The sequence below is a fragment of the Spirosoma foliorum genome (assembly GCF_014117325.1).
Classification (GTDB): domain Bacteria; phylum Bacteroidota; class Bacteroidia; order Cytophagales; family Spirosomataceae; genus Spirosoma; species Spirosoma foliorum.
On the sequence record NZ_CP059732.1, the window covers coordinates 6,630,240 to 6,655,433 of the forward strand.

Below are 25,194 nucleotides of genomic sequence, written 5' to 3' on the forward strand. Positions count from 1 at the left end.
GCCTACCTAAACGGGCGATTTTCACTAAAAGTTTTTTAATCAAATCCGCAAACCGTTCTATTTCGGTAATTTTGGGAAGTATCTATATGACCCGGCTATTTTTCCCAGGCAAATGAATAAACTCGTCACCTTAATGACTCGACAAATAGCCGCTTTATTGGTAGGCTGGCTACTGTCGGTACCTGTATACGCTCAGAGTGATTTACCGCCCGTATCATTGGCGCAATTAACCCGTCCGGCTGGCTGGCAATTAGTAGGATCGGTATCGCCAAATGCAGAGAGTACGTCCATGAAGACCACATCGGGAGCCAATGTGTTGGTCGGTTCCAGCGCCCCCCTAACTCTGCTGACACCAACAGCTGACTTTCGCGTGCGTTTCGAGACGCTGATGACAGCCGGTGCCGATGTTGTGCTTACATTACCCAACGGCCAGTCGATTAGTCTGGCTCATTCGCAGGAAATTGCCCGGATACTGAAAGCTCCTGGTTTGTGGCAGACAGTTGAATTGTGGTACAAAATCGGTAGTACCAAGTCGTCTTCTATGCTCGAAAAACTCGCGATCAACGGGATAACTGTACGCGAAGGGCAGACGGTAGCAGGAACGGCACTTGGCCCTCTTACGGTCATGGCGAAAACAGGATCGATGGCGATACGAAACGTTGGCTACCGGGTAATGACCCCTCGTATTGTAGCGCAATGGGCTGGTCCGTTGAGCTATACCATTGTCGAAGGGGGCTATATTCAAGATCCAGCGGAGGCTGCTAAGAAGAAAGTTCTAAAACAGGATACCACCAATCTGTTGAGCTACGAAGTCTCGTATGGCCAGCCTCGCCAATACACCATCTTTTTTACCGGAAAACTAAACGCCTTGCAAACAGGCGATTACCGTTTTGATCTGAATCAGGGCGGACTAGCCGCTTTATGGATTGATGGCAAAGAGGTATTGCCCATCAACCACCTTGAATTGGGTATGCCCAATGCGAATACCATTCCCTTAACGGCAGGGCCTCACGATGTAAAGGTCTATTTCTCTCGCTCCTGGTTCCGGCCAGGTCTGGGCCTGTATGTATCGCAGGCTGGTACACGCCCACAACCGCTGCACGCACCGACTTCGCTCCCAGAACCTGATCCGGTGGCGGTTGTCAGCGTAAACCCCGATTTCAGCGATGCCGGAAACCAGGTTCAGCGCATTCGTTCATTTGTGCAACTGCCCGGCGAGAAAACGAAACGAACGCATAGTTTGTCGGTTGGTTCGCCCGTTGGCATTCATTACACAGTCGATCTGAATCAGATGGCGTTACTCCAAGTCTGGAAAGGCGACTTTGCCAATACAACCGAAATGTGGTACGAGCGTGGTGAACCGCAACTATTGGCTCCGCTGGGTCCACCCGTTTATTTGCCCGCTCAAACACCATTGATGGTGTTACCGAACGACGCGACAGCCTGGCCTGATAGCTTGGGCGAAAACATCCTGCAATACAAAGGCTTAAGTATCAATAAGCAGGGCGTTCCTACGCTTACGTATACGTTAGCTGGCACCACTGTTACAGACGCTACGCGAGCAGAAGGGAATGCGCTGGTTCGGACGTTGACATTGGCAGGCTCACCCACGGGGACGCCTTATTGTCGGGTGGCTGCCGGATCAGCAATAGAAGAAGTCAGTAAAGGTTTGTATGCCGTTAACGACCGCAGTTATTACGTTCGCATCGATCCAAAAGCGAAAGTAAAAATGCGCCAGAGCAACGGAAAGCAGGAACTACTGCTGCCTGTTGAGCTGAAAAACGGGACCGGTTCAGTGCACTATTCGATTGTGTTTTAAAAGGGTCAGGAGTGGTCAAGGGTTGTAAAAAATGGTCAGGTATTGTTAGGGTTAGCCAAGAAATGAACGCGGCCCCTCTACATCTGGCTATACTTGACAACGTCTGACAATACCTGACCACTCTTGACTTTTCCTAACTATGAATGACCAAATTACCTGGGCTGACTTTGAGAAAGTGGAAATCCGGACGGGCACCGTCATTGCGGTCGAAGACTTTCCACAAGCGCGAAAACCAGCCTATAAACTGACGATTGATTTCGGCGAACTGGGCACGAAACGAACATCGGCCCAACTAACCAAACTCTATCAGTCAGATGACCTGATTGGCAGGCAAGTGGTGGCGGTCGTCAATTTCCCGTCCAAACAGATTGCCACCTTTATGAGCGAATGTCTGGTGCTGGGAGCCGTTGCCGACGATGGTACCGTAACCCTGCTCCAAACCGAACGCCCAACCCAAAACGGATTACGAATTGCTTGATAACGAATGTATAATGGATAATGAACAATGCAGAATGAGGACGTTAGTAGCCTCAGTTGCTCTTTTTTTCGCTCTTTCACTCATTCACTCTTTCGCTTTCGCCCAACGCCCGGCGAGTGAGGAAGATTATTACCGAATTATCACCCTACCTATTCCTGAAGATATCAAACTCGAAGTGGGTGGTATGGCTCCACTGCCCGATGGCCGATTGGCGGTCTGTACACGCCGGGGTGATGTTTGGTTAATCAGCAATCCCTACATGCAGGGCAGCCGGGTAGCTACATTCAAAAAGTTTGCGTCGGGTTTGCACGAGCCGCTGGGTCTAATGTGGCATCCAAAAGGGTATTTTCTGTGTACGCAACGGGGCGAGGTAACCAAGCTGGTCGATAACGATGGCGACGACGTGGCCGATGAATACAGCTCATTCTACAAATGGCCACTCTCGGGTAATTATCACGAATACAGCTATGGCCCGCTTCTATTGCCCGATGGTAACATGGTCATTACGCTCAACCTCGACTGGATTGGCTATGGAGCTAGTCTGGCCAAATGGCGCGGCTGGATGCTCAAATTGACCGAAAAAGGGGAAATGACGCCCTGGGCAACCGGTCTTCGCTCACCAGCAGGATTCGGTATTCTTCGCGATGGCAGCATTCTGTACACCGAAAACCAGGGCGACTGGGTAGGATCAGGCCGGATGACTCATTTAACTAAAGGCGCTTTTGCGGGTAACCCAGCCGGTCTTCGCTGGTCAGGAGAACCCAATTCGCCCTTAGCTCTCAAACCCGAAGACGTACCGAGTACGGGCAAACCCATGTTTGAAGTGGCTAAAACGATCAAAGAGTTGAAGGTTCCGGCCGTGTGGTTCCCACATACACTCATGGGTATTTCCACCTCCGATTTCAAACAAGACACAACAAATGGCGCTTTCGGCCCCTTTACCGATCAGCTTTTTGTTGGCGATCAGGGCCATAGCAAAATCATGCGGGTGGCTCTCGAGAAAGTAAACGGCGAGTGGCAGGGCGCTTGCTTCCCCTTCCGCGAAGGATTTGAGTCGGGGATTATCCGCACCGTTTGGGGGCAGGATGGCTCCATGTTTGTGGGCATGACAAGCCGGGGCTGGGCCGCAACCGGAAAAGAACCATATGGTATTCAACGGTTGGTCTGGACCGGTAAAACACCCTTCGAAATGAAAACCATCACCTCCAAACCCGATGGTTTCGAAGTAACGTTTACCCTGCCTGTCGATCGCAAGACCGCCGAAAATCCCGAAAGTTATAGCCTGAACAGCTTCACCTATCGTTATCACCGAACGTATGGCAGCCCGATTGAAGATGCAAAACCCGTCCCCATTCGCGGGGTAGTAGTTGCTCCCGATGGCATGAGCGTCCGCATCGTTGCCGATACTGTTCTTCGCGAAGGCTTTATTCATGAAGTAAAAGCCGAAGGCATTCGGTCAGCTTCAGGCAGTATGCCCCTATTGCACGCAACGGGTTACTACACGCTGAACGCCATTGCACCGGGTGAGAAACTAACGCTCCCTGCAAGGGCCGTTGCCATCGCGAAACACGAACATGCCGATATGATGGCGATGGAGAAAAAGGCCGCTACAACAGCCGCCAAGAACGTGAAAGCCGTCAATGCTAAACGCGTTGTGACGATGCCCGCCGACTGGACGAACGGCCCCGATCAGTCCATTACAATTGGCACCAAACCAGGACTAAAATTCGACATCGACAAAGTAGAAGTGAAGGCTGGTAGTCGCCTAAAACTCGTGTTCAACAACAACGACGACATGCTGCACAACTGCGTTATTACCAAACCAGGTGCGGCCAATGCTGTTGGCGATGCGGCTTTGCGATTGAACCTGAACGGACCTAAAATGAATTACGTCCCTAATTCGCCCAACGTCTTGTTTCATACAAACATTCTTCAACCCGAAACATCCGAAACGATCTATTTCCTCGCCCCTACTGAACCCGGCGATTATCAGTTCGTCTGCTCATTTCCCGGCCACTCATCACTGATGCAGGGGACATTGAAGGTCGTGAAGTAGCGCCGTACAGGGCTATTCCTTTCCGTTTATCATTTACCAATGACGCTTTCTAGGAGAGCGTCATTATTTTTACATGCTGCTGTAGCTCTAGTGTGCATTTTTCCGTTTTACTCCTATGCGAACCGTTTTACTGCTCACCACACTACTTCTATCGTTATCAACGTACGCCCAGCAACGCCGACGCGACGACGATACCTCACACTATCGTAACGTACCTGTTCCGGCGCATCTGTTACCTATCGAACGCGCTTTCGGCTCATCGTCAATTGGAAGTGTGTATTTCTATGGCGGGAAAAGGCTCTCGTCGCCCTATTCGCTGGAAATCCCGTTTTACGAACTGAATGACCCCGACGTATCGCACCATTTCCAGGCATTTCGCACTCTAACAACCTTAAGTCGTTTGACGGCTATTGCTCCGTTAGCCTATATCCTGTTAACCAGTAATCGAAATAATGGCACCTACTGGTCGGTGTATGGTGGCTCCATAGCGGCTTCTTTGACACTCGCCATCATCGGTAATGGTCAGGTGAGCAAGGCCGTTACGCGCTATAATGAGATGCTTCGGCAACCCCGTGTGAGCATATCAGCTGCTCAAACACCAATAACCGGGCAATTTGCCGTAGGGGCGGGTTTATCTTGGTCATTCTAGGCAACATCTCGGGCATTTCCTGGTAGTGCAGGCCCTTGGTTTACACTTTTTTGTTAGCTTCGCTGAGATAATCAGCAAACACATGCAAACCAGAACGTTACTTCCTTTTTTTCTTCCATTCTTTCTTCTTTCTCCCCTACTCAACGCCCAAACAATTTTAAATCGAGACCCGCAAATCGCCGATCTGGTCAGTCAGGTTTCGGCCGATAGCCTGCGGGCGCACATCAATGGACTTGTTAGTTTCGGTACTCGCCATACACTAAGTGTACCTGCGGATGCCAATGCGCAGGTTGCCAAAAAAGGACTCGGGGCCGCTCGCCAATGGATTCTGGGTAAATTCAATCAATACGCCAAACAATCGGGCGGCCGCATGACCGCTACCCTCGATACCTGGACACTGCAACCTGATGGCAAACGTGTGGACAAACCCGCCAATATGGGCAACGTGATGGCCACCCTGAAAGGCACCGACCCTAACGATGACCGGGTTTTCATTGTACAAGGTCACATGGACAGCCGCGTTACCAACGTCATGAACCGCGAATCTGACGCGCCTGGCGCCAACGATGATGGTTCGGGAACAGCTGCCGTCATTGAGCTTTGCCGGGTGATGAGCAAATCGTCGTTTCCAGCTACGGTTATTTTCGTTACGCTGACGGGAGAAGAACAGGGGCTGCTCGGTGCCGAGCATTTGTCGGAAAGGGCGGTTAAAGAAAAATGGAATCTGGAAGCCGTATTGAACAACGATATTATGGGCAGCAACAACAGCAGCGATACCCATATTATCGACAATACCCGACTTCGCGTTTTCAGCGAAGGGCTGCCAGCCAGTTTGCTTAAAGATACCACTGGACGAATCGGCCAGATTCAACGATTTGGGAATGAAAACGACGGCAAAGCCCGTACACTCGCTCGTTATCTGAAAGAAATTGGCGAACGCTACGTCGAAAATCTGGAGGTGGTGATGGTGTACCGCAACGACCGCTACCTGCGTGGGGGCGATCATACACCTTATGTTCAACGCGGTTTCGCAGCTGTGCGCATGACCGAGATGAACGAAAACTACGAACACCAGCACCAGGATTTACGTACCGAAAACGGCACGGAGTTTGGTGATTATCCCAAGTTCATGGATTTCGAATATCTGCGTAAAAACACAGCGGTCAATCTGGCAACGCTCGCCAATCTGGCCAAATCGCCAACTGTACCTCAGAAAGTGACCGTCGATGTGCGGAATTTAACCAACGCGACGGTGCTGTATTGGCAGGCTCCTCAGACGGGTAAGGTAAAAGGCTATTACGTGTTGATGCGTGAAACGTACTGGCCGTTCTGGCAAAAGAAATTCTTCACAACCAAGCTCGGCATGACGCTTCCCTTCTCAAAGGACAACTATTATTTTGCCGTACAGGCCGTTAGTGAGGATGGAAATGAAGGGTTGCCCGTATTGCCTGTCCCGAACTTACGGTAAGATGTCCGGGCCAAGCTCCAGCTTGGCCATATAAATTTGTGATGGGCCAAGCTGGAGCTTGGCCCAGACAATCTACTCTGAACACCCCATGACCTCCCTCTCCAAACGACAATTTCTTAAATCCCTCGTCGGTACAGCTGCTTTATCGACCTGGGCAGACCTGGAAGAAACGCTGGCGAATGTGGCGTATATGCCAGCGCGTACGTTGGCCAAAGAGGAAGAGTTCTGGGCCAAAATCCGAACGGCTTATCCCGTAACGACCAAGTTTATTCAGCTTGAAAATGGCTATTACTCGCTGGCCGCACAACCCGTGATGGATAGCTACCTGAAGCACATTCAGGCTGTCAACTCTGTATCATCTTATTATATGCGAACCCGCCAGTTTGCAGATAAACGCGAGTCGCAGACGCAACTGGCCAATTTATTAGGCTGCTCACCTGATGAACTCATTATTACCCGAAACACCACCGAATCGCTGGATACAGTTATTGGTGGCCTGAACTGGAAAGCAGGAGATGAAGCCATCATGGCGATGCAGGATTACGGTGCCATGCTCGATATGTTCAAGCTTCAGGCGCGAAAGCATGGTATTATCAACAAGACGGTTTCGTTGCCCAACCACCCAAAATCGGATGAGGAAATTGTGAGTCTGTACGAGCAAGCCATCACGCCCAAAACCCGCCTGCTTATGGTTTGCCACATGGTCAACATTACGGGTCAGATTTTGCCGATCCGTAAGCTAACCGAGATGGCCCACAAACATGGTGTTGAGGTGTTGGTGGATGGGGCGCACGCCTTTGGGCAGTTGAATTATAAACTAAGCGATCTCGGTGACTGCGATTATTACGCCAGCAGCTTGCATAAATGGTTGGGTACGCCACTGGGAGCGGGTCTCCTTTATGTACGCAAGGACAAAATTGCTGCTCTCTGGCCAATGTTCGCCGATAGCAGCGTTCCCGACAACGATATTCGTAAACTAAACCATACCGGGACCCACCCGGTAGCCACCGACCTGGCGATTCAGGACGCTATCCGATTTCAGGAGTCCATCGGTCTCGAACGAAAAGAAGCCCGGCTTCGCTACATCCAACACTACTGGACCGATCAGCTGCGGCACCACCCCAATATTGTCCTAAATACCTCCGAAGACCCAGCTCGCTCCTGCGCCATTGCCAATGTCGGGATAGCCGGAAAGCCGCCCGCCGACTTAGCGAAAGTGCTGTTCGACAAGTATAAAATTTTTACTGTTGCCATTGATTACCCAAGTGCCGGTATACAGGGCGTGCGCGTAACTCCTCACCTGTATACGACAACTGCCGAGCTTGACCAATTTGTAAAAGCGCTGAAAGAGTTAGCAGTATAATGTAGGATAGCGCGAACGTCATCGTTCGTGCTGACTATTCCTCGGCCTCTGGCCGATTAACGATTACATGCTTCCGGCCAGAGGCCGGAGAATAAGCAGCACGAACGATGACGTTCGCGCTATCACAGATACATAGTCTCTTTTCATCAATATGACCCGATCAATCTTAGTCTTCTCCCTGACCTTCTCGGCATTTGCCAGTCTGGCTCAGGCGCCGATCAAAAAGCGTTCCATGATGCCAAAGGATATCTACCGATTACAGACCGTCAGCGATCCACAGGTTTCGCCCGACGGCAAATGGGTCAGTTATGGCCTGTCGACGGTGGATACCACAAAAGATAAACGCAATTCCGATTTGTGGATGGTGAGCTGGGATGGCAAGGAGTCTGTTCAGCTCACGAATAGTCCGGATGGCGAATCAAGAGCCCGATTCAGTCCCGATGGGAAATACATCTCTTTTATATCCGCCCGACAGGGTGCTGCCAAAGGGCAAATCTGGCTAATGGATCGCCGGGGCGGTGAAGCGAAAAAGCTCACCGATCTAAAAACCGATCTGGAAGAGTACGTCTGGTCGCCAGACGGTAAAAAGATCGCACTGGTTCTACGTGATCCCGATTATGCCGACTCCGCGAAAACTAAAGTCCGGAAACCCTATGTACTCGACCGCTACCACTTTAAGGCCGATGTAAAAGGTTATCTGGAAAAAGGGGCTGTTCATCTGTATTCATTTGATGTCGCCACGAAAAAGATTGATACACTAACGACAGGCATCTATGATGAAACATCCCCGGCCTGGTCGCCGGATGGATCGCAACTAGCGTTTGTGAGTAACCGAAGCGATGATCCTGATCGGAATGAAAACACGAACCTATACGTGATGGAGGCTCGTAAAGGGGCACCCATGAAGCAGCTAACAACCTGGACCGGTGCCGACAACAACCCGGTCTGGAGTCCCGATGGAAAATACATTGCGTATCTTCGGTCTACGGCATCCGGCAATTTCATCATGTATGATCAACCCGTGCTAGCCGTAATCAGCCGGGAAGGTGGCGAAACGACCCTTCTTTCCAAAACGCTGGATCGTCCCGTTCGTAATCCGAAGTGGTCCAAAGACGGTCTATCGATTGCGATACAGGTACAGGACGACCGCCAAACGTACATTGGTCACTATACCTTTCCCGAAGGAAAATTTGCGGGGCTAACCGGCGGCAATCGGGTATTCAGCAATCTGGAATCAACACCCGACGGTAATTGGGTTGCCCTGATGAGCGACCCACAAACACCCGGCGAATTGTACGCGATTGAAAACGGGAATCCCCGACGATTGACACGCGTTCATGATGATTTTCTGACCCCGCTTGAACTGTCTACCGTCGAAGGATTTAGTTCGAAAAGTAAAGACGGCACGCAGGTATCCAACGTACTCTATCGTCCGGCAAACACACCGGCGGGCAAAAAACTCCCGACCATTTTCTACATTCATGGTGGCCCCGTGTCGCAGGATGAATTTTCGTTTGACCTGACCCGGCAATTACTCGCGGCTGGTGGCTATGCGGTCGTGGCAGTTAACTATCGGGGCAGTAATGGCCGTGGTCTCGACTACACCAAAGCGATCTACGCCGATTGGGGTAACAAAGAGGTGCAGGATATTCTGGGCGCTGCCGATTATGTTGTTGAGAAAGGCATCGCCGACCCCGACCGACTCGGTATTGGCGGCTGGAGTTATGGCGGTATCCTGACCAATTACACCATTGCCACCGACACCCGTTTTAAAGCTGCCGCCAGTGGGGCCGGGAGTTCATTACAACTCTCGATGTATGGCATCGACCAATACACCAACCAGTACGAAACGGAATTGGGCGCTCCCTGGAAAAACACCGACAAATGGCTGAAGTTGTCCTACCCATTCCTGAAAGCTGATCGGATAAAAACTCCAACATTATTTATGGCGGGCGAAAAAGACTTCAATGTGCCGTCGGCAGGTAGCGAGCAGATGTTTCAGGCGTTGCGCTCATTAGGCATTCCGACGCAACTAATCATCTATCCGGGTCAGAATCATGGCATTACGGTACCTAGTTATCAGAAAGATCGGGTGGATCGGTACTTGCAATGGTTTGATAAATATTTAAACCCTAAAAACCTGTAATACAGAATTTTATTACAGGTTAATGAGTATACCCGATAGTAATTAGAGGCTGGTGTTGCATCAAAAAGTCTGTATTCGGCGTACTATTGGATATTGTTTTATTCGTTTTTTCCGTAGTTTACACGCTCATAGTTCATTTATTTACTCAATCGGCTAAAGTTCACCTGATTATGAAACAGTTTATATTGTTTATCAGCCTCCTAACGGCATCTGTCGCACTTAACTCATGCTCAAAAAGCAATGATCCCACTCCAGATCCTGTAGTAGGTAAATGGGCCCCGGACTACCTACTTGCAAGTGGCTTTGTAGCCCCTTATACATCGAATAATGGAGCGAAACTGAATCCATTAGCCTATGGAATTAGTGATTCTTACGAAATCAAGACTGATAAATCATTTATTTATACAGATCGCTCAGGTGTTGTTATTACACCATATCCTGGTACTTGGGATTATACAGGTACTCAATTAAACTTGAAATATGATAACGGCAATTCTGAAACATTTACTTACGATGGCACTGGCACAACTCCATTATTACTTTATCCAGTTCAGGCAGTTTCAGACTCATTAGTAAATCCCACAACTAATAAAAAAGAGCTAGTCAAGTTTAACTTACAACTCGTTTATAGCAAACAATAGTATTAAAGATAGTAAACAGAAGAAGGTCGCTGAGCACTCAGCGACCTTCTTCTGTTTACGGATAAATCGACCTTGTATTTTGAGTATAAACGCACAGATAATCCTGGCAGAAAGCCAACTAATAGCTGAACTAATCCGAGCAGGTTTGTCATGACTAGCCCAATAGCTTCACTCGTGAACTAAGTACCATCCACTCAATCTCATACCCAAATCATTCCATTTCAGAATCAACATCTTTTATTTCGACAATACAGAATTATACTTATATAAATTTTGACCAATTCACAATTATCAAAATAATTTAAAGGCATTTTCCAGTCGAAGACGCTTTTTTGTTGGCATTAATTCGTACTTTCACAAAACCCTATCTACTAAGGAGTTATATTTGTCTTTACTCTTATTTTATCCGGAATTAATACAAAAAACCATGTCATCACAACTAACTCGCCGGGATTGGCTACGCGCCAGCGGCCTTTTAACAGCTGGCCTTGGCCTCAGCCGATTCACTCCTGCCGAGGCTGCTACCCCTAATGCACCATTGGTTTCAGGGTTCACCAATGAGTTTGCTTTTGCCGATGACCCTTTTGATAAGATGCCCAAACTGCGGGCACGACTATTCGCCAACGAAAATCCGTTAGGTATTTCTGCCAGTGCCAAAGAAGCTATTATAAAAGCTACTGAAGTTGGTAACCGCTACGCCTGGATGGAGTTTGGTCAACTGAAATCGCTTATTGCTACCGACGACGGCGTAAAGCCAGCTAATATCATGATGGCTCCGGGTTCCTCAGATATTCTGATGGCCGCTGCCGATCATTTCGCAAAAGGGGGCGGCACGATCCTGACCAGCACCATGACTTACGACGATCTGCTCCAGCGGGCCGAAAAACAGGGGGCCAAGATCAAGGCGTTGCCGATGACGAAAGAATATAAATTTGACCTCAACGCAATCAAAGCGAGCATTACGCCCGATGTGAAGCTGATCTATATCGTCAACCCAAACAACCCAACGGGTACGATTATTCCAACGCCTGAACTGGAAGCGTTTATCCGTGAGGTATCGCCTAAAGTGCCCGTGTTCATCGACGAAGCCTATATCGATTTCTACGAACCTGCCGATCGCCCAAAACTAGGCAAACTGGTAGCCGAAGGTATGAACGTTATTCTGGCACGTACCTTCTCGAAAATTCATGGATTTGCCGGTTTACGGTTGGGCTATGCCATTGCTCAGCCCGATATGCTGAAAATACTGAAAGCTTATACCAACGGCGATTTTGCCGTGAGCATCACCACGCTGATGGCCGGTATCGCCAGCTACAAAGACATCGATTGGCAGAACCATTGCCGGGCCGAAAACGCCAAAGCCCGCGCTTACACAACCAAAGCACTGTCTGATCTGGGTTATGAGGTGATTCCCTCCTCAACGAATTTCATCCTGTTCCCGATTCGCATGAAAACCAAGTCGTTTGAGGGACAAATGTTTGCGCAAGGCATTGGTATCCAAACCCGCGATTTCAACGGGCAACCCTACTGCCGCGTCAGCGTTGGCACCATGGACGAAATGGCCATTTTCATGGATGGATTTAAAAAGGTAGTGGGATAATTAGGAGGAAGGGGAAGAAAGGGAGTAAAGGGACAAAGGAGGATAGGGAAGAGAGAGACAAAAGGTAATATAGCTTTTCCTCCTCGTCCCTCCCCCTTCCTCCCTTTCTTCTCCTTCCTCCCACTCCTCCCTTCTTTTGTATGACAAGACGCGACTTCATCAATTCAACGAGTGCCAGTTATGCCAGCATGTTGGCGTGGGGAATGCTACACCCAGCGCCAGCATCGGCCATCGACTTACCCGCCAACGGCCTGAAAAGTGACGGCAAAGGTCGAAAAGTAATTATCCTAGGAGCAGGTCTGGCCGGAATGACCACCGCCTATGAACTCGGCAAATTAGGTTACGACTGCACCGTACTGGAAGCCCGCGCCCGCTCAGGTGGGCGTGTCTGGACGGTTCGGGGTGGAACCAAAGAAACAGAGTTAGCAGGTGGAACGGCGCAAACCTGCTCGTTTGAAGAAGGGCACTATTTCAACGGTGGGGCTGCTCGTATTCCGCACCACCACCAGATAACCCTGCATTATTGCCGCGAACTGGGGGTCCCGCTCCAGATCTTCAACGGTGCCAATGAGTCGGCTTATCTCTACAATGATGGCGGAACTGGTGATTTTGCTAATCGACGGATGCGCATCAGTGATTATCATCACGATATGCGCGGTTATACCTCCGAACTGCTCGCCAAAGCACTCGACCAATCGTCACTGGATCAGCAGTTAACCAAGGAAGATGTTGAGAAACTGATTGACTTTCTGAAAAACGAAGGCGATTTAAATACGGCTCATTTGTACAAAGGCACAAATCGTCGGGGTTACAAAACGAAAAGCGATCCTGGTGCTGGTAACACACCCGGTTCACTCACCGACCCCTATGGCCTTACCGATTTACTACGGTCGGGTTTCATGCAACCGGTTTTCTATAACGTGGGCGATTACGCGTACGAACAGCAATCCACCTTGTTGCAACCCGTTGGCGGCATGGATGCCATTCCGAAAGCGCTGGAGAAAAAACTGGCAGGCAAGATTCTCTTTAACGCACCGGTCAGCGAGCTTCGAAAAACCGACAATGGCGTTCGAGTCGTTTATCAGAAAGACGGCAAACCTGTTGAGATCACGGGCGAATTTTGTGTGTGTACCCTACCGTTGCCGATGCTTAAGAACCTTGAATCGGACTTGTCAGGAACGGTGAAACGAGCCGCCGATTTCGTACCTTACATGAAGACGGGCAAAATCGGGTTGCAGTTTAAACGACGTTTCTGGGAGGAAGACGATGGTATTTACGGCGGCATTTCGCGTACCAATATGGATATTAACCAAATTTGGTACCCGTCGTTTGGCCTGCAAGGCAAGAAAGGTGTATTGATCGGTTATTATAATTTTTACAGCCGGGCCGAAGCTATAGGTGCACTACCTGTTGCCGAACGGGAAAAGCTGGCGTTGACTCAGGGCAGTAAAATTCACCCGCAATACGCTGCCGAATTCGACAATTCGTTTTCACTGGCCTGGCACCGCTTGCCCTATAGCGGAGGAGGCTGGGCAGTGTATGATGATGCAACGCGCAAAAAATATTACCCTTCGTTACTCGAACCCGATGGCAATATTTATTTTGCCGGAGAGCACACAACATACCTGACCGCCTGGATGGCCGGTGCATTCACATCCGCCCGTCGGACAGTCGAAGCACTTCACGCCCGAGTAGGCGAATACACGAAGAAATAAAGTTGTCTGGGCTAAGCTCCCGCTTGGCCCGAGAAAATTACGCTTACAAAACGGGCCAAGCGGGAGCTTAGCCCAGACAATAACCATGAAAAACAACCTACTTTCTCTCTTAATTTTCCTTGTTTGTGCCGTAACAACTCAGTTACTCAGCCAGCGCGTTTGGGCTCAGACAGCTTCAGCTTCGATGACAGAAACCCAGTTGAAAGCCATCAAAGCTATTAAGGTCGCGAATCTTGACAAGGACACCTATTTCAAATCAGGCGGTTTTATTCTGGATCGCTACGAAGAACGCCCTGCCTACGTGTTCACCTATAGCGATGGTATTACCCGGAAAATCTACCTCTATAAAGTATTCACCGCCGAAGACACCAAGGAGCTTGGCCTGCTGGCGATTTACCAGAACACCAAAACCAACGAGGTAAAACCTTTCGTTATTCCCGGTGCTTCGGCTGACCGCAAAGCCTGGGATGCTTACATCGACGATCTGAAATATGTGGGCGAAAAAGAGCCCGGCCTGATGTCGACGCTGACGTTTGTGTTGTCGCGGGAGATGGCGAGTCTACTATCGGGCGGTGGCGCAAAAACCGACGAAGGCAGTGGCAAGAAAAAAGAGGAGTATAACTTCTGCTTTGCGCCCGATGCTCCTGTAACGCTGGCCGATGGCTCGTCGAAAGCGATTAGCGATGTAGCTGTAGGTGATGTTGTTCTTGGTTACGATGCTAAAACGAAAACCCTTACGCCAACACATGTTACCCGCGTAGATGTTCACCAAGGCAACGAAGGTGAGTTTACGCTGGTCGGTGTATGGATTACTGCCAACGAACTTACAGCCGATAACCGTCCTGCGTTAAGCGCGCCAATTCTCGTAGAAGCAACCGCCAACCACCCGGTTTTGACCGCTTCAGGCGAATCCACACCGGAGCGTAAGGCGTTGGGCGAAGTAAAAACAGGCGACGTTATGTATCGCTACGAAAATGGTAAGGTAGTCGCTTATAGCGTCGTAAAGACAGAAAAGGCAGTTCGCTCGGTAAAGCGTGTTTATAATCTGGTGACCGAATCTGGCGCTTACCTAGTTGGTGAAACCGTCGTGCTGGACAAGTAAGAACCAGCCTTTAAACACGGCTTTCGCGAAAGTCGTGTGAGTGTTATTGAGTCGGTCGGTTTAGCGCCTTAGGTGCGGCCAGTCAATAGCAAAATAAAGAATTCCATCCTGACTAAAGCGCCGTGGGTGCGACCTGATGATTAAATTAGGTCGCACCTACGGCGCTTTTAAGCTATTAGCCCACCTGCTTTCTATTAACAGGTCATCCCAAATGGGTTTCTTAGCCAGGCAAGCGTTTTTTAACGATAAAATAGGCCTTCCCCTATCAAAATTTGGATACTACGAGATATCGTAGACTTGACTCATCATCCAATACATAAATCAAATCACAAATTACAGTAACTTCATGTATTTATTGGCGGCATATTAGTAGCTTACTCAATACGATGATGAAGTACTTACGTAGTCTATTCCTCCTGGCAATACTAACGTCGTGTAGTAAGGACGAGCCGGTCGCAACCGTTAAGGTGCCCAGCGGTTATCTTTACAAAGTGGAGCCAGCCATTTCGGGCAAAACGGCTTATATATGTGGCGAACGGCCATTTAATGACACGGGAGCCTTAGTCGGCGGAACGGATTTAGGTGCTCAAACCCGACAGGTATTCGACAATGTAAAAACCTCGCTGGCAACGGTTGGCATGAGCCTGACGGACGTTACACAGGTGACCTATTCGATTAAAGAAGCGGCCGGTGTAACCCAGGTTAGTGTCTCCAAGCTAGAAACTGTAAAAGCTATAGAGGCAACCTATTTTGCCAAAACACCATCCATTGTGACGGCCAAAGCAGTTTCTCAAACTACTCGCGAAGATGTCCTGATTGAAGTGGAAGTAATTGCCATAAAGTAAACAAGCGGCAACAAAATCGCTCCAACTAGTATCTTTAACCGATCCAGTACGGTGCGTTTAGCAAGTCTTACGCACCAGGATCTATTTTTGTGATTCAGCCTTCAGCAAACGATACCATTCACACCACGTCTACCTAACTGGTAATAACCCAATTGGGTAGTTTAGTAAAAGGCATATGAACGCTTGGTCTTCAATCGGTGAGCAATACAGAATTTGGAGTAGCCTCTTCCTTTTCTGTCTTCTGCTGCAACTCCAGGCGAAAGCTCAAGCACCCGTCACACAGTTACCAGCGACCCAGGCTACTAAACCTACACCTATAGTTTTTCAGTATCTGGTCGACACAACCGATCAGTTGTCCATCGAGCAATTGACAAGTAGCCAGCTCCACTGGAAATCCCCGATTGACCAATCGCTGATTCTTGGGTTTACAACGCATCCGGTCTGGTGTCGATTTACGCTGACGCAGGCCACAGATACATCCCGCAACTACGCGCTGGAGCTAACCAATTTCTACGTTGACAGCCTGACTCTTTATCAACCGGATTCGCTGAAAGGCTGGCATGTTCAGTATGCGGGTGATTGGATACCTTTTGCCCAGCGTACTCCCCCAACACGCTATCCCTCCGTTTATATATCGGTGTCGGGCAAGGCTCCTCAAACGTTTTATGCACGTATACTATCGTCGCAACACCATAGCTATCAGTGGCGAGTGTGGGACCGGGCTACGTTTGTAACGAATCGACTACCCGATATTGAGCGATACGTTATGTTTACGCTGGCTACCATGCTAGCCTTATTCCAGATTGCCATGCTGTTGCTCATGCATCAGTATATCGTTCTTCGTTCTTATGCCATTTTTGCCTTTTCTATTTGCCTGAGCGTGCTTTTCGCAACGGGCTTCTCGGGCGTTTTCTTCCCACACTCTCCTTACTGGACACACACCAGCCACTACGTAACGGTCGGCTTGTTGCTACCAACCCTGGCTTATTACGTTATTCAGGCGTTCCAATTACCCCAATACATGCCCCGACTGGTTTGGATATATGTGGGTTTTGGAACAATCGGCCTGTTCTATGCGGTCCTGAGTTTTTTTGTGCGGCACCCATACATCACCTGGGCATTAGTGGGCACTCTGGCAATTATGCTTGGGTTTACACTGTCGCTTTTACTGGTGCTGTATCTACGAAAAATCCGGCCAGCTATCTGGAATGTACTGGCAATGGTCGTCACGTTACCCATTTATACTTACTTCTACGGACGTAATGCGGGCTTTTTTACCGGCTCACTCAGCGAGGAAACAATTGGCCTAATTATGTTCGTTAGTTTTGCGAGTGAACCCTTTTTCGTGGTATTAATGCTTTGGCAGGCAACCCGCGAACGCATTAACACCACGAACGTACTGCAGCTCGAACAAGCGCATCGCGAAAACATCCAGGCACTCGATCGACTCAAAACCGATTTTTTCACCAACGTATCGCATGAACTCCGCACCCCGATCACGTTATTATTGGGGCCACTACAAACGCTGCACAGTCGTTTTCCCGACAATGAGTTGTATGCGCTTATGCACCGAAATGCCAATCGGCTCCAAACGCTTATCAATCAATTACTCGATCTGGCGAAACTCGATGCCCATCAGGTAAAAAATTCGCCCAGTCCCGGAAACCTGACCGACGACATCCGGGTTTGGGTATCTCTGTTCGACTCGTTGGCGCAAAGCCGATCAGTTACCCTCTCCTTACGACAAAACCAGGTCCATTGGGCTGCGTTGTATGATGCTGATAAAGTCGAAAAAATAGTAACCAACCTTCTCAGCAATGCGATCAAACACACGTCAGCGGGTGGATTAGTCGAGGTAGACGCTACCTATAGCCCAACGAATGTAACCATTACGGTTCGCGACACTGGCGAAGGCATGACACCAGAGGTACTCTCACATTTATTCGATCGTTTTTACCAGGCATCAGGGTCTCACTGGAAAGATATGGGTACCGGCGTAGGACTGGCCTTAACCTATGAACTCGTTCAACTCCTCGGTGGTACCATTACGGTAAAAAGCCGCCCGAACGAAGGCTCGTCTTTTTGTGTAACTCTACCTATTCCGCAAGGCACTGATCTGTTATTCTCTAACGAAAGCGATCAATCGAATAAATCATCAGCCACTACCCAACCAATCCAGGAAGCATCGGTCATAACTGAAACTCTGCTTTTATCCGAAGCAGACCTCTATATTGACACCCCGGATACACAAACCGACAAACCGTTGTTATTGCTGGTTGAAGACAACGACGATCTACGTGCCTATGTCCGCCTAATTCTGGCTCCTTACTACACACTGCTCGAAGCCAGCGATGGACAGCAGGGTCTGGAAATGGCCCTCGACGCCCTGCCTGATCTGATCGTAACGGATTTGATGATGCCCAAACTCGATGGACTAGATATGTGTCGCGCCCTGCGTGCAGATACCCGGACAGACCATATACCTTTGGTTATGCTCACCGCCAAAGCGAGTGTTCAGAATCGGCTGATTGGCTTCGAAACGGGTGCCGACGATTACCTCACCAAGCCATTCCTACCTGCCGAATTACTGGTGCGCTTGCTGAACCTGCGTCGTAGGCAGGCAACCCAACAAGCCTATTGGCAACGTCTCTTCGCCAGTTCGGTGTCGCAAGCAGAGCCAATCGCCCCCGAAGAAGTTGAGGCAGTAAGTCAACCCCTTCCCGACACATCCCCGTTTATAAAGAATCTCTACGCCATTCTGGAACAACACCTCGACCAGTCTGATTTTGACGTAGATCAACTGGCCGACGTGCTGGCCATGAGTAGCCGTAATCTTAATCGAAAACTCAAAGCACTGCTAGGGTTTAACACGCGCGAAACCATTCGTCATTATCGGCTCCGGCGGGGCAACGACATGCTGGAACAAGGCATTCAGCCAACCCAGGTAGCTTACGCGGTTGGGTTCGGTAGCCTGTCTTCCTTTGGCCGGGCTTATAAAGAACAGTACGGCTACGCTCCATCAGCCAGAAAACACAATGCATAGCCGGTTGCCCGGTGTATTTCCCCGAACAGCCGAACGGCACCACATTTTCTTCAACGCCACAATTACCCGTGCAGGTTTAGATATCTGTGGCCAGTATGACCCCGATGGGACGGTCGGCCGCTGCCGTCAAATGTTTATAGGGGAAGCTCATTTTCTATAAACATCTGACCCCATCAGGGTCCATGTTAATGTAATTCTGCTCGATTGTATAAGTACACCATTTTAGTCAATTCAACACAAAAAATCATAAAAAGAGCGCCTTTGAGCAGAAAAGAGCAAACATATGGTCATTTGGGTAGAGCTTTTGTCCGATTCGGTAGAATCCGTTAAGTAGCCCGTACCGAATTTTGATCCTACAAAAACAGCAGCGGGTACGGCCTCAATCCTGGCTATATAAGCAGAGTTGCCAGCACCAATGCAGTCACGTAAGAACCTTTCTCTTTTCACCAATCTAATACGGGTATGATTACCTCCGATTACTTGTTTCCGTTCCACACCTATAGGCTCCCAAAGACTCCGTCTCGCCCGCTTCGCAAGCGCCCATTTCCCAACAAACGGGTTAATCCCGTTGGCCTGTACTTACCGGCCCCTGGCAGTTGTTGCCCTGGCTTATTTTCGGCTGTTTCCACCTATTCACCCACGCTATGAAACGTTCAGCAGCCGCCCAACTTCAGCATAATTTTGACCCGACTCAGGTAATTTACCTAGCGGGCGACATTAATTATTGTTTCGTCTATTTGCTCAACGGCGAACGGATTCTATCGAGCCGAACCTTAAAATGGTACCACACCCGATGGCCTCATTTTATCCGTATTCACAAAGGATATTTGATTAACCCTGCGCACGTGCATCGTGGTGTATTAACGTCGCCCATCATAGCGTCTATCATTATGTGTAATGGCGCTTCGCTTCCTGTAGGTCGCCGACGTATTCCAGAAATCATGAATCAACTGGAGCGACCGTCACCAAAACGACTCTCCCGCCCTCGCATTAGTAGAGTTAACCGTAACGCTAGCGTAAGCAGGCCACTAATGGCCACCTGATATAAACCCCGCCGTAATTACCTATTCTCGAAAATAGACTAAAATTTAACCTATAAGTAGCTGATAAATAAAAGAATAAGCCAATTCAATAGGCTTACATAGACTCCCTTCCGGGTTAGATGAGTGATAGAAATCCCCTTTGGCAATTGACCGGATGGGATTTTTTGTTTGCCCTAACCCATGCTCCTATCCTTACTATTGTTTTCATGCGAACTCATTGCCTGATTCAGCTTTTGCGTTTACTTTTGTTTGACCGAAAACGTATGCATGCATACTAATTTCACAACAACAAAATCATGGCAGAAGCCTTCATTTATGATGCCGTCAGAACACCTCGCGGGCGAGGTAAAAGCGACGGTTCGCTGCATGATGTGCAGCCTGTTCAACTCCTCACCAGCGTTTTACGCAAACTCCGCGACCGCAATCAACTCGACACATCGCTCGTGGATGATGTGATCATCGGGTGCGTAACGCCCATTGGTGAGCAAGGGGCCGATATTGCTCGCACAGCTGCGCTTGAAGCCGGTTACGACGAGTCGGTGGCGGGGGTGCAACTCAACCGGTTCTGCTCGTCTGGTCTGGAAGCCATCAATATGGCCGGGGCTTACGTGATGTCGGGCCAGGTCGATGCAATTGTGGCCGGTGGAGTCGAATCGATGTCGCGGGTACCGATGGGGTCGGATGGCGGGGCCCTGTTTATGAATCCGCAGATTGTAGCCCGTCATAATATTGTTCCGCAAGGAATTTCGGCCGATTTGATTGCGACCAAATACGGATACACCCGCTCCGATGTAGATAGTTTTGCTGCGGAGTCATATCGCCGGGCCGTAGAAGCACAGGCCGCGAATCGATTCGCGAAAACGCTGATGCCGCTCAAAGACGAAATCGGCATTACCGTTCTCGACCGGGACGAAGGTGTTCGACCCGGCACAACTGTCGAAAGTCTGGGCAAACTGAAACCTGCTTTTGAGAGTCTGGGACAGATGGGGTTGGATGCTCTCGCCTTACTCAAGTATGCTGATTTTGATAAGATCAATCACGTCCATCATGCGGGCAATTCGTCGCAGATTGTTGATGGAGCGGCTGGAGTTTTGGTGGGCAGCAAGGAATTCGGCGAAAAGTCGGGCCTAAAGCCGCGTGCCCGGATTAAAGCTTTCGCGATTGTGGGTTCTGAGCCAACAATCATGCTAACCGGCCCCATTCCAGCCACTCGTAAAGTACTCAAACGGGCGGGCATGAGCATTAGTGATATCGATTTATTCGAAGTTAACGAAGCCTTTGCTGCGATTCCGATGCTGTTTATGGACGAATTCGGGGTCGATCACAGCAAGCTCAATGTCAACGGTGGAGCCATTGCACTAGGCCATCCGCTGGGGGCAACAGGCGCCATTATTTCCGCCACCCTCATCGACGAACTCGAACGCACTGGCAAACAATTCGGCCTCTCAACTCTGTGTATTGGGGGCGGCATGGGCATCGCAACTATTTTCGAACGGATAAATTAAAAGTTTATGGTTTACGGTATTCGGTTTACGGTGGCTGACGCATCATCAATTCATGTCGGTCCGTCGGTGCGGTCAGCCACCGTAAACCGAATACCGTAAACTGAAAACCAAAAATTATGATAAACTACACCCTCGACCAAGATATAGCGATCATTTCGTGGGAGATGACGTCGTCGCCAATGAATGTCCTGAACGACGAGTCTATCCCGCAATTTGAAGCGGCTTTACAACGGGCTTTTGCGGATGACTCCGTGAAAGGGCTAATTATTACCTCTGCCAAGCCCGAGTTTGTGGCTGGTGCCGATCTGAAAATGATCCTGCGAAACAACGATAAAGATCCGGCCGAGATGCTAAAAGTCTCATCGGAATTGAACCGCGTATTTCGCAGTATCGAAACCTCGGGAAAGCCAACCGTTGCGGCCATTAACGGTACAGCACTCGGTGGTGGTTACGAAATTTGCCTGGCCTGTCATCACCGGGTAGCGCTCAACAATCCGAAGACAGTCATCGGTCTGGTCGAAGTCACCATCGGGTTATTGCCGGGTGCCGGTGGTACGCAGCGCCTTCCACGCATGCTGGGTATTCAGACAGCCTTGCCGCTTATTCTGGAAGGCAAAAAAGTAGGCGTTCAGGAAGCGAAGAACCTGGGCATGGTCGATGATATTGCCAATAGTCCAGCCGAAATGCTGGAGAAAGCCCGCGCCTGGATTGCCGCCAACGGAACGTCCGCCCAGCCAAAACCGCTCAAACCCTGGGATGAAGTCGATCGAAAGACTGGAAAAATTGTTGGTAAAGACAATTTCAAAGTTCCGGGTGGCAACATTCAGAGTGTTGTTGGCGCGCAAACCTTCGGAGCGGGAACGGCTATGCTGATGGATAAAACCAAAGGCAACTATCCGGCTCCACTCGAAATTATGGCTTGTGTGTACGAAGGTCTGCAAGTCAATATTGACCGGGGGTTGGTTATTGAAGCGCGCCATTTCGTGAAAGTAGCGACGTCGAAAGTGGCTAAAAACCTCATCCAGACAATGTTTTTGGGGATGAACGAAGCCAACAAAGGTGCCAGCCGACCAAAAGACCAGCCCAAAACGGACGTTAAAAAACTTGGGATTCTGGGGGCAGGTCTGATGGGGGCAGGCATTGCCTATGTATCTGCCCAGGCTGGTATCGAAGTCATCCTGAAAGACGTATCGGTCGAAGCTGCCGAAAAAGGGAAAGACTATTCTCGCCAGTTGCTTCAAAAAGGCGTTGAACGCGGCAAGGTTGATGCCAGTAAAGTAGACGGCATTCTGAACCTGATCAAGCCAACCGCTTCGGTGCAGGATTTGCAGGGATGCGATCTGATTATTGAAGCTGTCTTCGAAAACCGTGAACTGAAAGCACAGGTCACGAAAGAGGCCGAACCTATGCTGGCCACTGATGGCCTAAGCGTTTTCGGCTCGAATACCTCTACCTTACCTATTAGCGGACTAGCGCAGGTATCGGCCAAACCTGAAAATTTTATTGGCATCCATTTCTTCTCACCCGTCGATAAGATGATGCTGGTGGAGATCATTATGGGGAAACAGACGTCAGATTATACCCTGGCGGTTGCCATTGACTTTACTCGTAAGATTCGTAAAACGCCCATCGTGGTTAACGACTCGCGGGGCTTCTATACCTCGCGTTGTTTCGGCACCTATTCATCGGAGGGCATGGAGTTGCTGAAAGATGGCGTCAACCCAATTCTGATTGAAAATGGGGGTAAAGATGCCGGAATGCCAGTAGGACCATTGGCCGTAACCGACGAAGTAGCGCTGGATTTGGTCTATAAAATTGCCGGTCAGGGCATCAAAGACGGCGCTATTCGCGAAGATGACACCAGCTATCAGGTTGCCAAGCAATTTGTTGATCTCGGACGATTAGGCAAGAAATCGAAAGCAGGTTTCTATGACTACGCCGACGACCGAAGCAAAAAACTTTGGCCGGGCTTACAAGATCTTTTTCCACGCGCAGCCCAGCAACCCTCGCTTGACGAAGTAAAAAACCGACTGCTCTATCGACAAGCCATCGAAGCGGTGCGCTGTTTTGAGGAAAATGTTGTGCGCACAAAACTAGATGCCGACCTAGGTTCCATTCTAGGCTGGGGCTTTCCAGCTTATACAGGTGGCGCCTTATCATTCGTGGATTTCGTAGGTCTCGAAACCTTCGTTAGCACATGCGACAGACTGGCTGATACCTACGGCGAACGTTTCCGACCAACGGAGAAATTGCGGGAACAGGTTGGGAAGAAGGAGTTGGTTTAGGAATCGAAGGGTTGGTGTGATTCGGTCTGGCGCGGGTATTCACCCGTGACGGTTTATATAGCAAGCATTCGCTTGCGTCAGTGAATACTGACTCCATACATCGTCATGAGTAAACACTCGCGCCAACCGCAAGAGGTAGTTTAGAATACAATTAGCTATTTTCAATCATAAAGTATTACTTTGTGTATCAAATTTGATACACAAAGTAATACTTTATGATTGAAAGGGCTCTTTATAGCGATCTGGAAGCTCATTTGACGAAAAAACAGGCAACTGTTATTGTAGGTATGCGACGAGTTGGCAAAACTACAGCACTGCGTCATTTGCTTGCTAAAGTGCCGCATACCAATAAGCTCTTTCTGGATTTGGAAAAAGCAGAAAACAGGTATTTGCTTAACCAGCCTATGTACCGTGACATTGAACTGGACTTACAGATTCAGGGAATTGATTTATCCAAACCGGCGGTAATTGCTATTGACGAAATTCAGTTAGTCAAAAACTCACCCAGCGTCATTAAGTATCTATATGATACCTATTCGATAAAATTTCTACTAACGGGCTCAAGTTCATATTATCTCAAAAATCATTTTTCGGAAAGCTTAGCGGGTCGAAAGCGTATTTTCGAAATGTTTCCACTAAGTTTTCCTGAATACGTAGCGTTCTTCGACGATGATACGAGGATTATCAACCAGTTTGCTCGTCAGCCCTTTAACCAAACCTATTATCTGAAATACAAAGCCTTATACGAAGCTTATTTACAATTCGGTGGCTTTCCAGAGGTAGCGCTGGCAGAAACAGATGACGACCGAAAAAGCTATTTGAGCGACATTATCAACGCCTACATCGAATTGGATATTCGGCTCTTGTCTGATTTCTCAGTAAGCGACGACTTAGTACGGCTCGTTCGCTTAGTAGCTGCGCATACGGGTAGCAAGCTCGACTATCAGAAAATTGGAAGCCTGATGGGTATCAGTCGTCATAAAATCAAGGACTACCTGATGTTGCTTGAACACACGTATTTTATTCAGACAGTATCCGCTTTTAGTCGAAGTACCGACCGCGATATTGCTCAACAACGAAAAATCTATGTGGCTGACACAGGCCTATTGAATCAACTGGCGAAGGTAAGTGGTGGGCAACTTTTTGAGAATGCCATAGCTAATCAATTACATTGGCTCGGCACCGTACAGTTTTATCAACGAAAGTCTGGCCAGGAAATTGACTTTATTTTGAATGAGCAAATAGCGGTAGAAGTAAAAGAAACGCCTACGCCAAGTGATTTGAAAACCTTACAAAAACGGGCAACCAGCATAGGCTTGACAGAAACTATCCTGGTTAGTCGACACCCGGCTCCGGGCGATTTTAAGGATTTTGTATGGGGTGGCAATTTGGTTAATCTACCTGGCACGAGTATTCACTGACGAAAGCGAATGCTT

General features: G+C 49.1%; 18 protein-coding genes. All 18 read left to right on the forward strand.

Annotation, left to right across the window (positions count from 1 at the left end):
* Positions 1-133: 133 nt before the first annotated feature.
* The 18 genes from H3H32_RS27945 to H3H32_RS28030 all read left to right on the forward strand — a co-directional run bounded on the left by H3H32_RS27945 (position 134) and on the right by H3H32_RS28030 (position 25,179).
* A complete protein-coding gene (locus tag H3H32_RS27945) occupies positions 134-1,819 on the forward strand; it encodes a PA14 domain-containing protein (RefSeq protein ID WP_240543509.1) in 1,686 nt (561 codons plus the stop codon).
* A gap of 139 nt (positions 1,820-1,958) precedes the next feature.
* Positions 1,959-2,297: a tRNA-binding protein gene (locus tag H3H32_RS27950; RefSeq protein WP_182459027.1), complete on the forward strand. Its 339-nt coding sequence runs from the start codon at positions 1,959-1,961 to the stop codon at positions 2,295-2,297.
* Between the two features lie 34 nt (positions 2,298-2,331).
* The gene (locus H3H32_RS27955; protein ID WP_182459028.1) at positions 2,332-4,353 is read left to right on the forward strand and encodes a plastocyanin/azurin family copper-binding protein; all 2,022 of its coding nucleotides are present in this window, start codon (positions 2,332-2,334) and stop codon (positions 4,351-4,353) included.
* Positions 4,354-4,468: 115 nt separating this feature from the next.
* Positions 4,469-5,002 carry a hypothetical protein gene (locus tag H3H32_RS27960; protein WP_182459029.1) on the forward strand — a complete coding sequence of 178 codons (534 nt, stop codon included), beginning with the start codon at positions 4,469-4,471 and terminating at the stop codon, positions 5,000-5,002.
* Positions 5,003-5,084: 82 nt separating this feature from the next.
* On the forward strand, positions 5,085-6,470 hold the full coding sequence (locus tag H3H32_RS27965) for a M28 family metallopeptidase (protein ID WP_182459030.1): 1,386 nt from the start codon (positions 5,085-5,087) through the stop codon (positions 6,468-6,470).
* 88 nt (positions 6,471-6,558) lie between these two features.
* Positions 6,559-7,833 (forward strand): aminotransferase class V-fold PLP-dependent enzyme, encoded by a 1,275-nt coding sequence (locus tag H3H32_RS27970; protein ID WP_182459031.1) that lies wholly within the window; start codon positions 6,559-6,561, stop codon positions 7,831-7,833.
* A gap of 151 nt (positions 7,834-7,984) precedes the next feature.
* Positions 7,985-9,979, forward strand: a complete 1,995-nt coding sequence (locus tag H3H32_RS27975) for a S9 family peptidase (protein ID WP_182459032.1) — start codon at positions 7,985-7,987, stop codon at positions 9,977-9,979.
* Positions 9,980-10,149: 170 nt separating this feature from the next.
* A complete protein-coding gene (locus tag H3H32_RS27980) occupies positions 10,150-10,620 on the forward strand; it encodes a hypothetical protein (protein WP_182459033.1) in 471 nt (156 codons plus the stop codon).
* Between the two features lie 427 nt (positions 10,621-11,047).
* The gene (locus H3H32_RS27985; protein WP_182459034.1) at positions 11,048-12,220 is read left to right on the forward strand and encodes a pyridoxal phosphate-dependent aminotransferase; all 1,173 of its coding nucleotides are present in this window, start codon (positions 11,048-11,050) and stop codon (positions 12,218-12,220) included.
* Positions 12,221-12,360: 140 nt separating this feature from the next.
* Entirely contained in the window at positions 12,361-13,935 is a 1,575-nt protein-coding gene (locus H3H32_RS27990; protein ID WP_182459035.1) for a flavin monoamine oxidase family protein, read from the forward strand.
* A gap of 85 nt (positions 13,936-14,020) precedes the next feature.
* On the forward strand, positions 14,021-15,037 hold the full coding sequence (locus tag H3H32_RS27995) for a Hint domain-containing protein (protein WP_182459036.1): 1,017 nt from the start codon (positions 14,021-14,023) through the stop codon (positions 15,035-15,037).
* 386 nt (positions 15,038-15,423) lie between these two features.
* The gene (locus H3H32_RS28000; RefSeq protein WP_240543510.1) at positions 15,424-15,882 is read left to right on the forward strand and encodes a RidA family protein; all 459 of its coding nucleotides are present in this window, start codon (positions 15,424-15,426) and stop codon (positions 15,880-15,882) included.
* Positions 15,883-16,057: 175 nt separating this feature from the next.
* Positions 16,058-18,925 carry an ATP-binding protein gene (locus H3H32_RS28005; protein WP_182459037.1) on the forward strand — a complete coding sequence of 956 codons (2,868 nt, stop codon included), beginning with the start codon at positions 16,058-16,060 and terminating at the stop codon, positions 18,923-18,925.
* Positions 18,918-19,085: a hypothetical protein gene (locus H3H32_RS28010; protein WP_182459038.1), complete on the forward strand. Its 168-nt coding sequence runs from the start codon at positions 18,918-18,920 to the stop codon at positions 19,083-19,085. The genes H3H32_RS28005 and H3H32_RS28010 overlap by 8 nt, the downstream gene beginning before the upstream one ends.
* Before the next feature lie 484 nt (positions 19,086-19,569).
* On the forward strand, positions 19,570-19,968 hold the full coding sequence (locus H3H32_RS28015; RefSeq protein ID WP_182459039.1) for a LytR/AlgR family response regulator transcription factor: 399 nt from the start codon (positions 19,570-19,572) through the stop codon (positions 19,966-19,968).
* Positions 19,969-20,264: 296 nt separating this feature from the next.
* The gene (locus H3H32_RS28020; protein WP_182459040.1) at positions 20,265-21,473 is read left to right on the forward strand and encodes an acetyl-CoA C-acetyltransferase; all 1,209 of its coding nucleotides are present in this window, start codon (positions 20,265-20,267) and stop codon (positions 21,471-21,473) included.
* Between the two features lie 116 nt (positions 21,474-21,589).
* Positions 21,590-23,758 carry a 3-hydroxyacyl-CoA dehydrogenase NAD-binding domain-containing protein gene (locus H3H32_RS28025; protein ID WP_182459041.1) on the forward strand — a complete coding sequence of 723 codons (2,169 nt, stop codon included), beginning with the start codon at positions 21,590-21,592 and terminating at the stop codon, positions 23,756-23,758.
* A 215-nt stretch (positions 23,759-23,973) separates the two neighbouring features.
* Positions 23,974-25,179 (forward strand): ATP-binding protein, encoded by a 1,206-nt coding sequence (locus tag H3H32_RS28030; RefSeq protein WP_182459042.1) that lies wholly within the window; start codon positions 23,974-23,976, stop codon positions 25,177-25,179.
* The last annotated feature ends 15 nt before the right edge of the window (positions 25,180-25,194 follow it).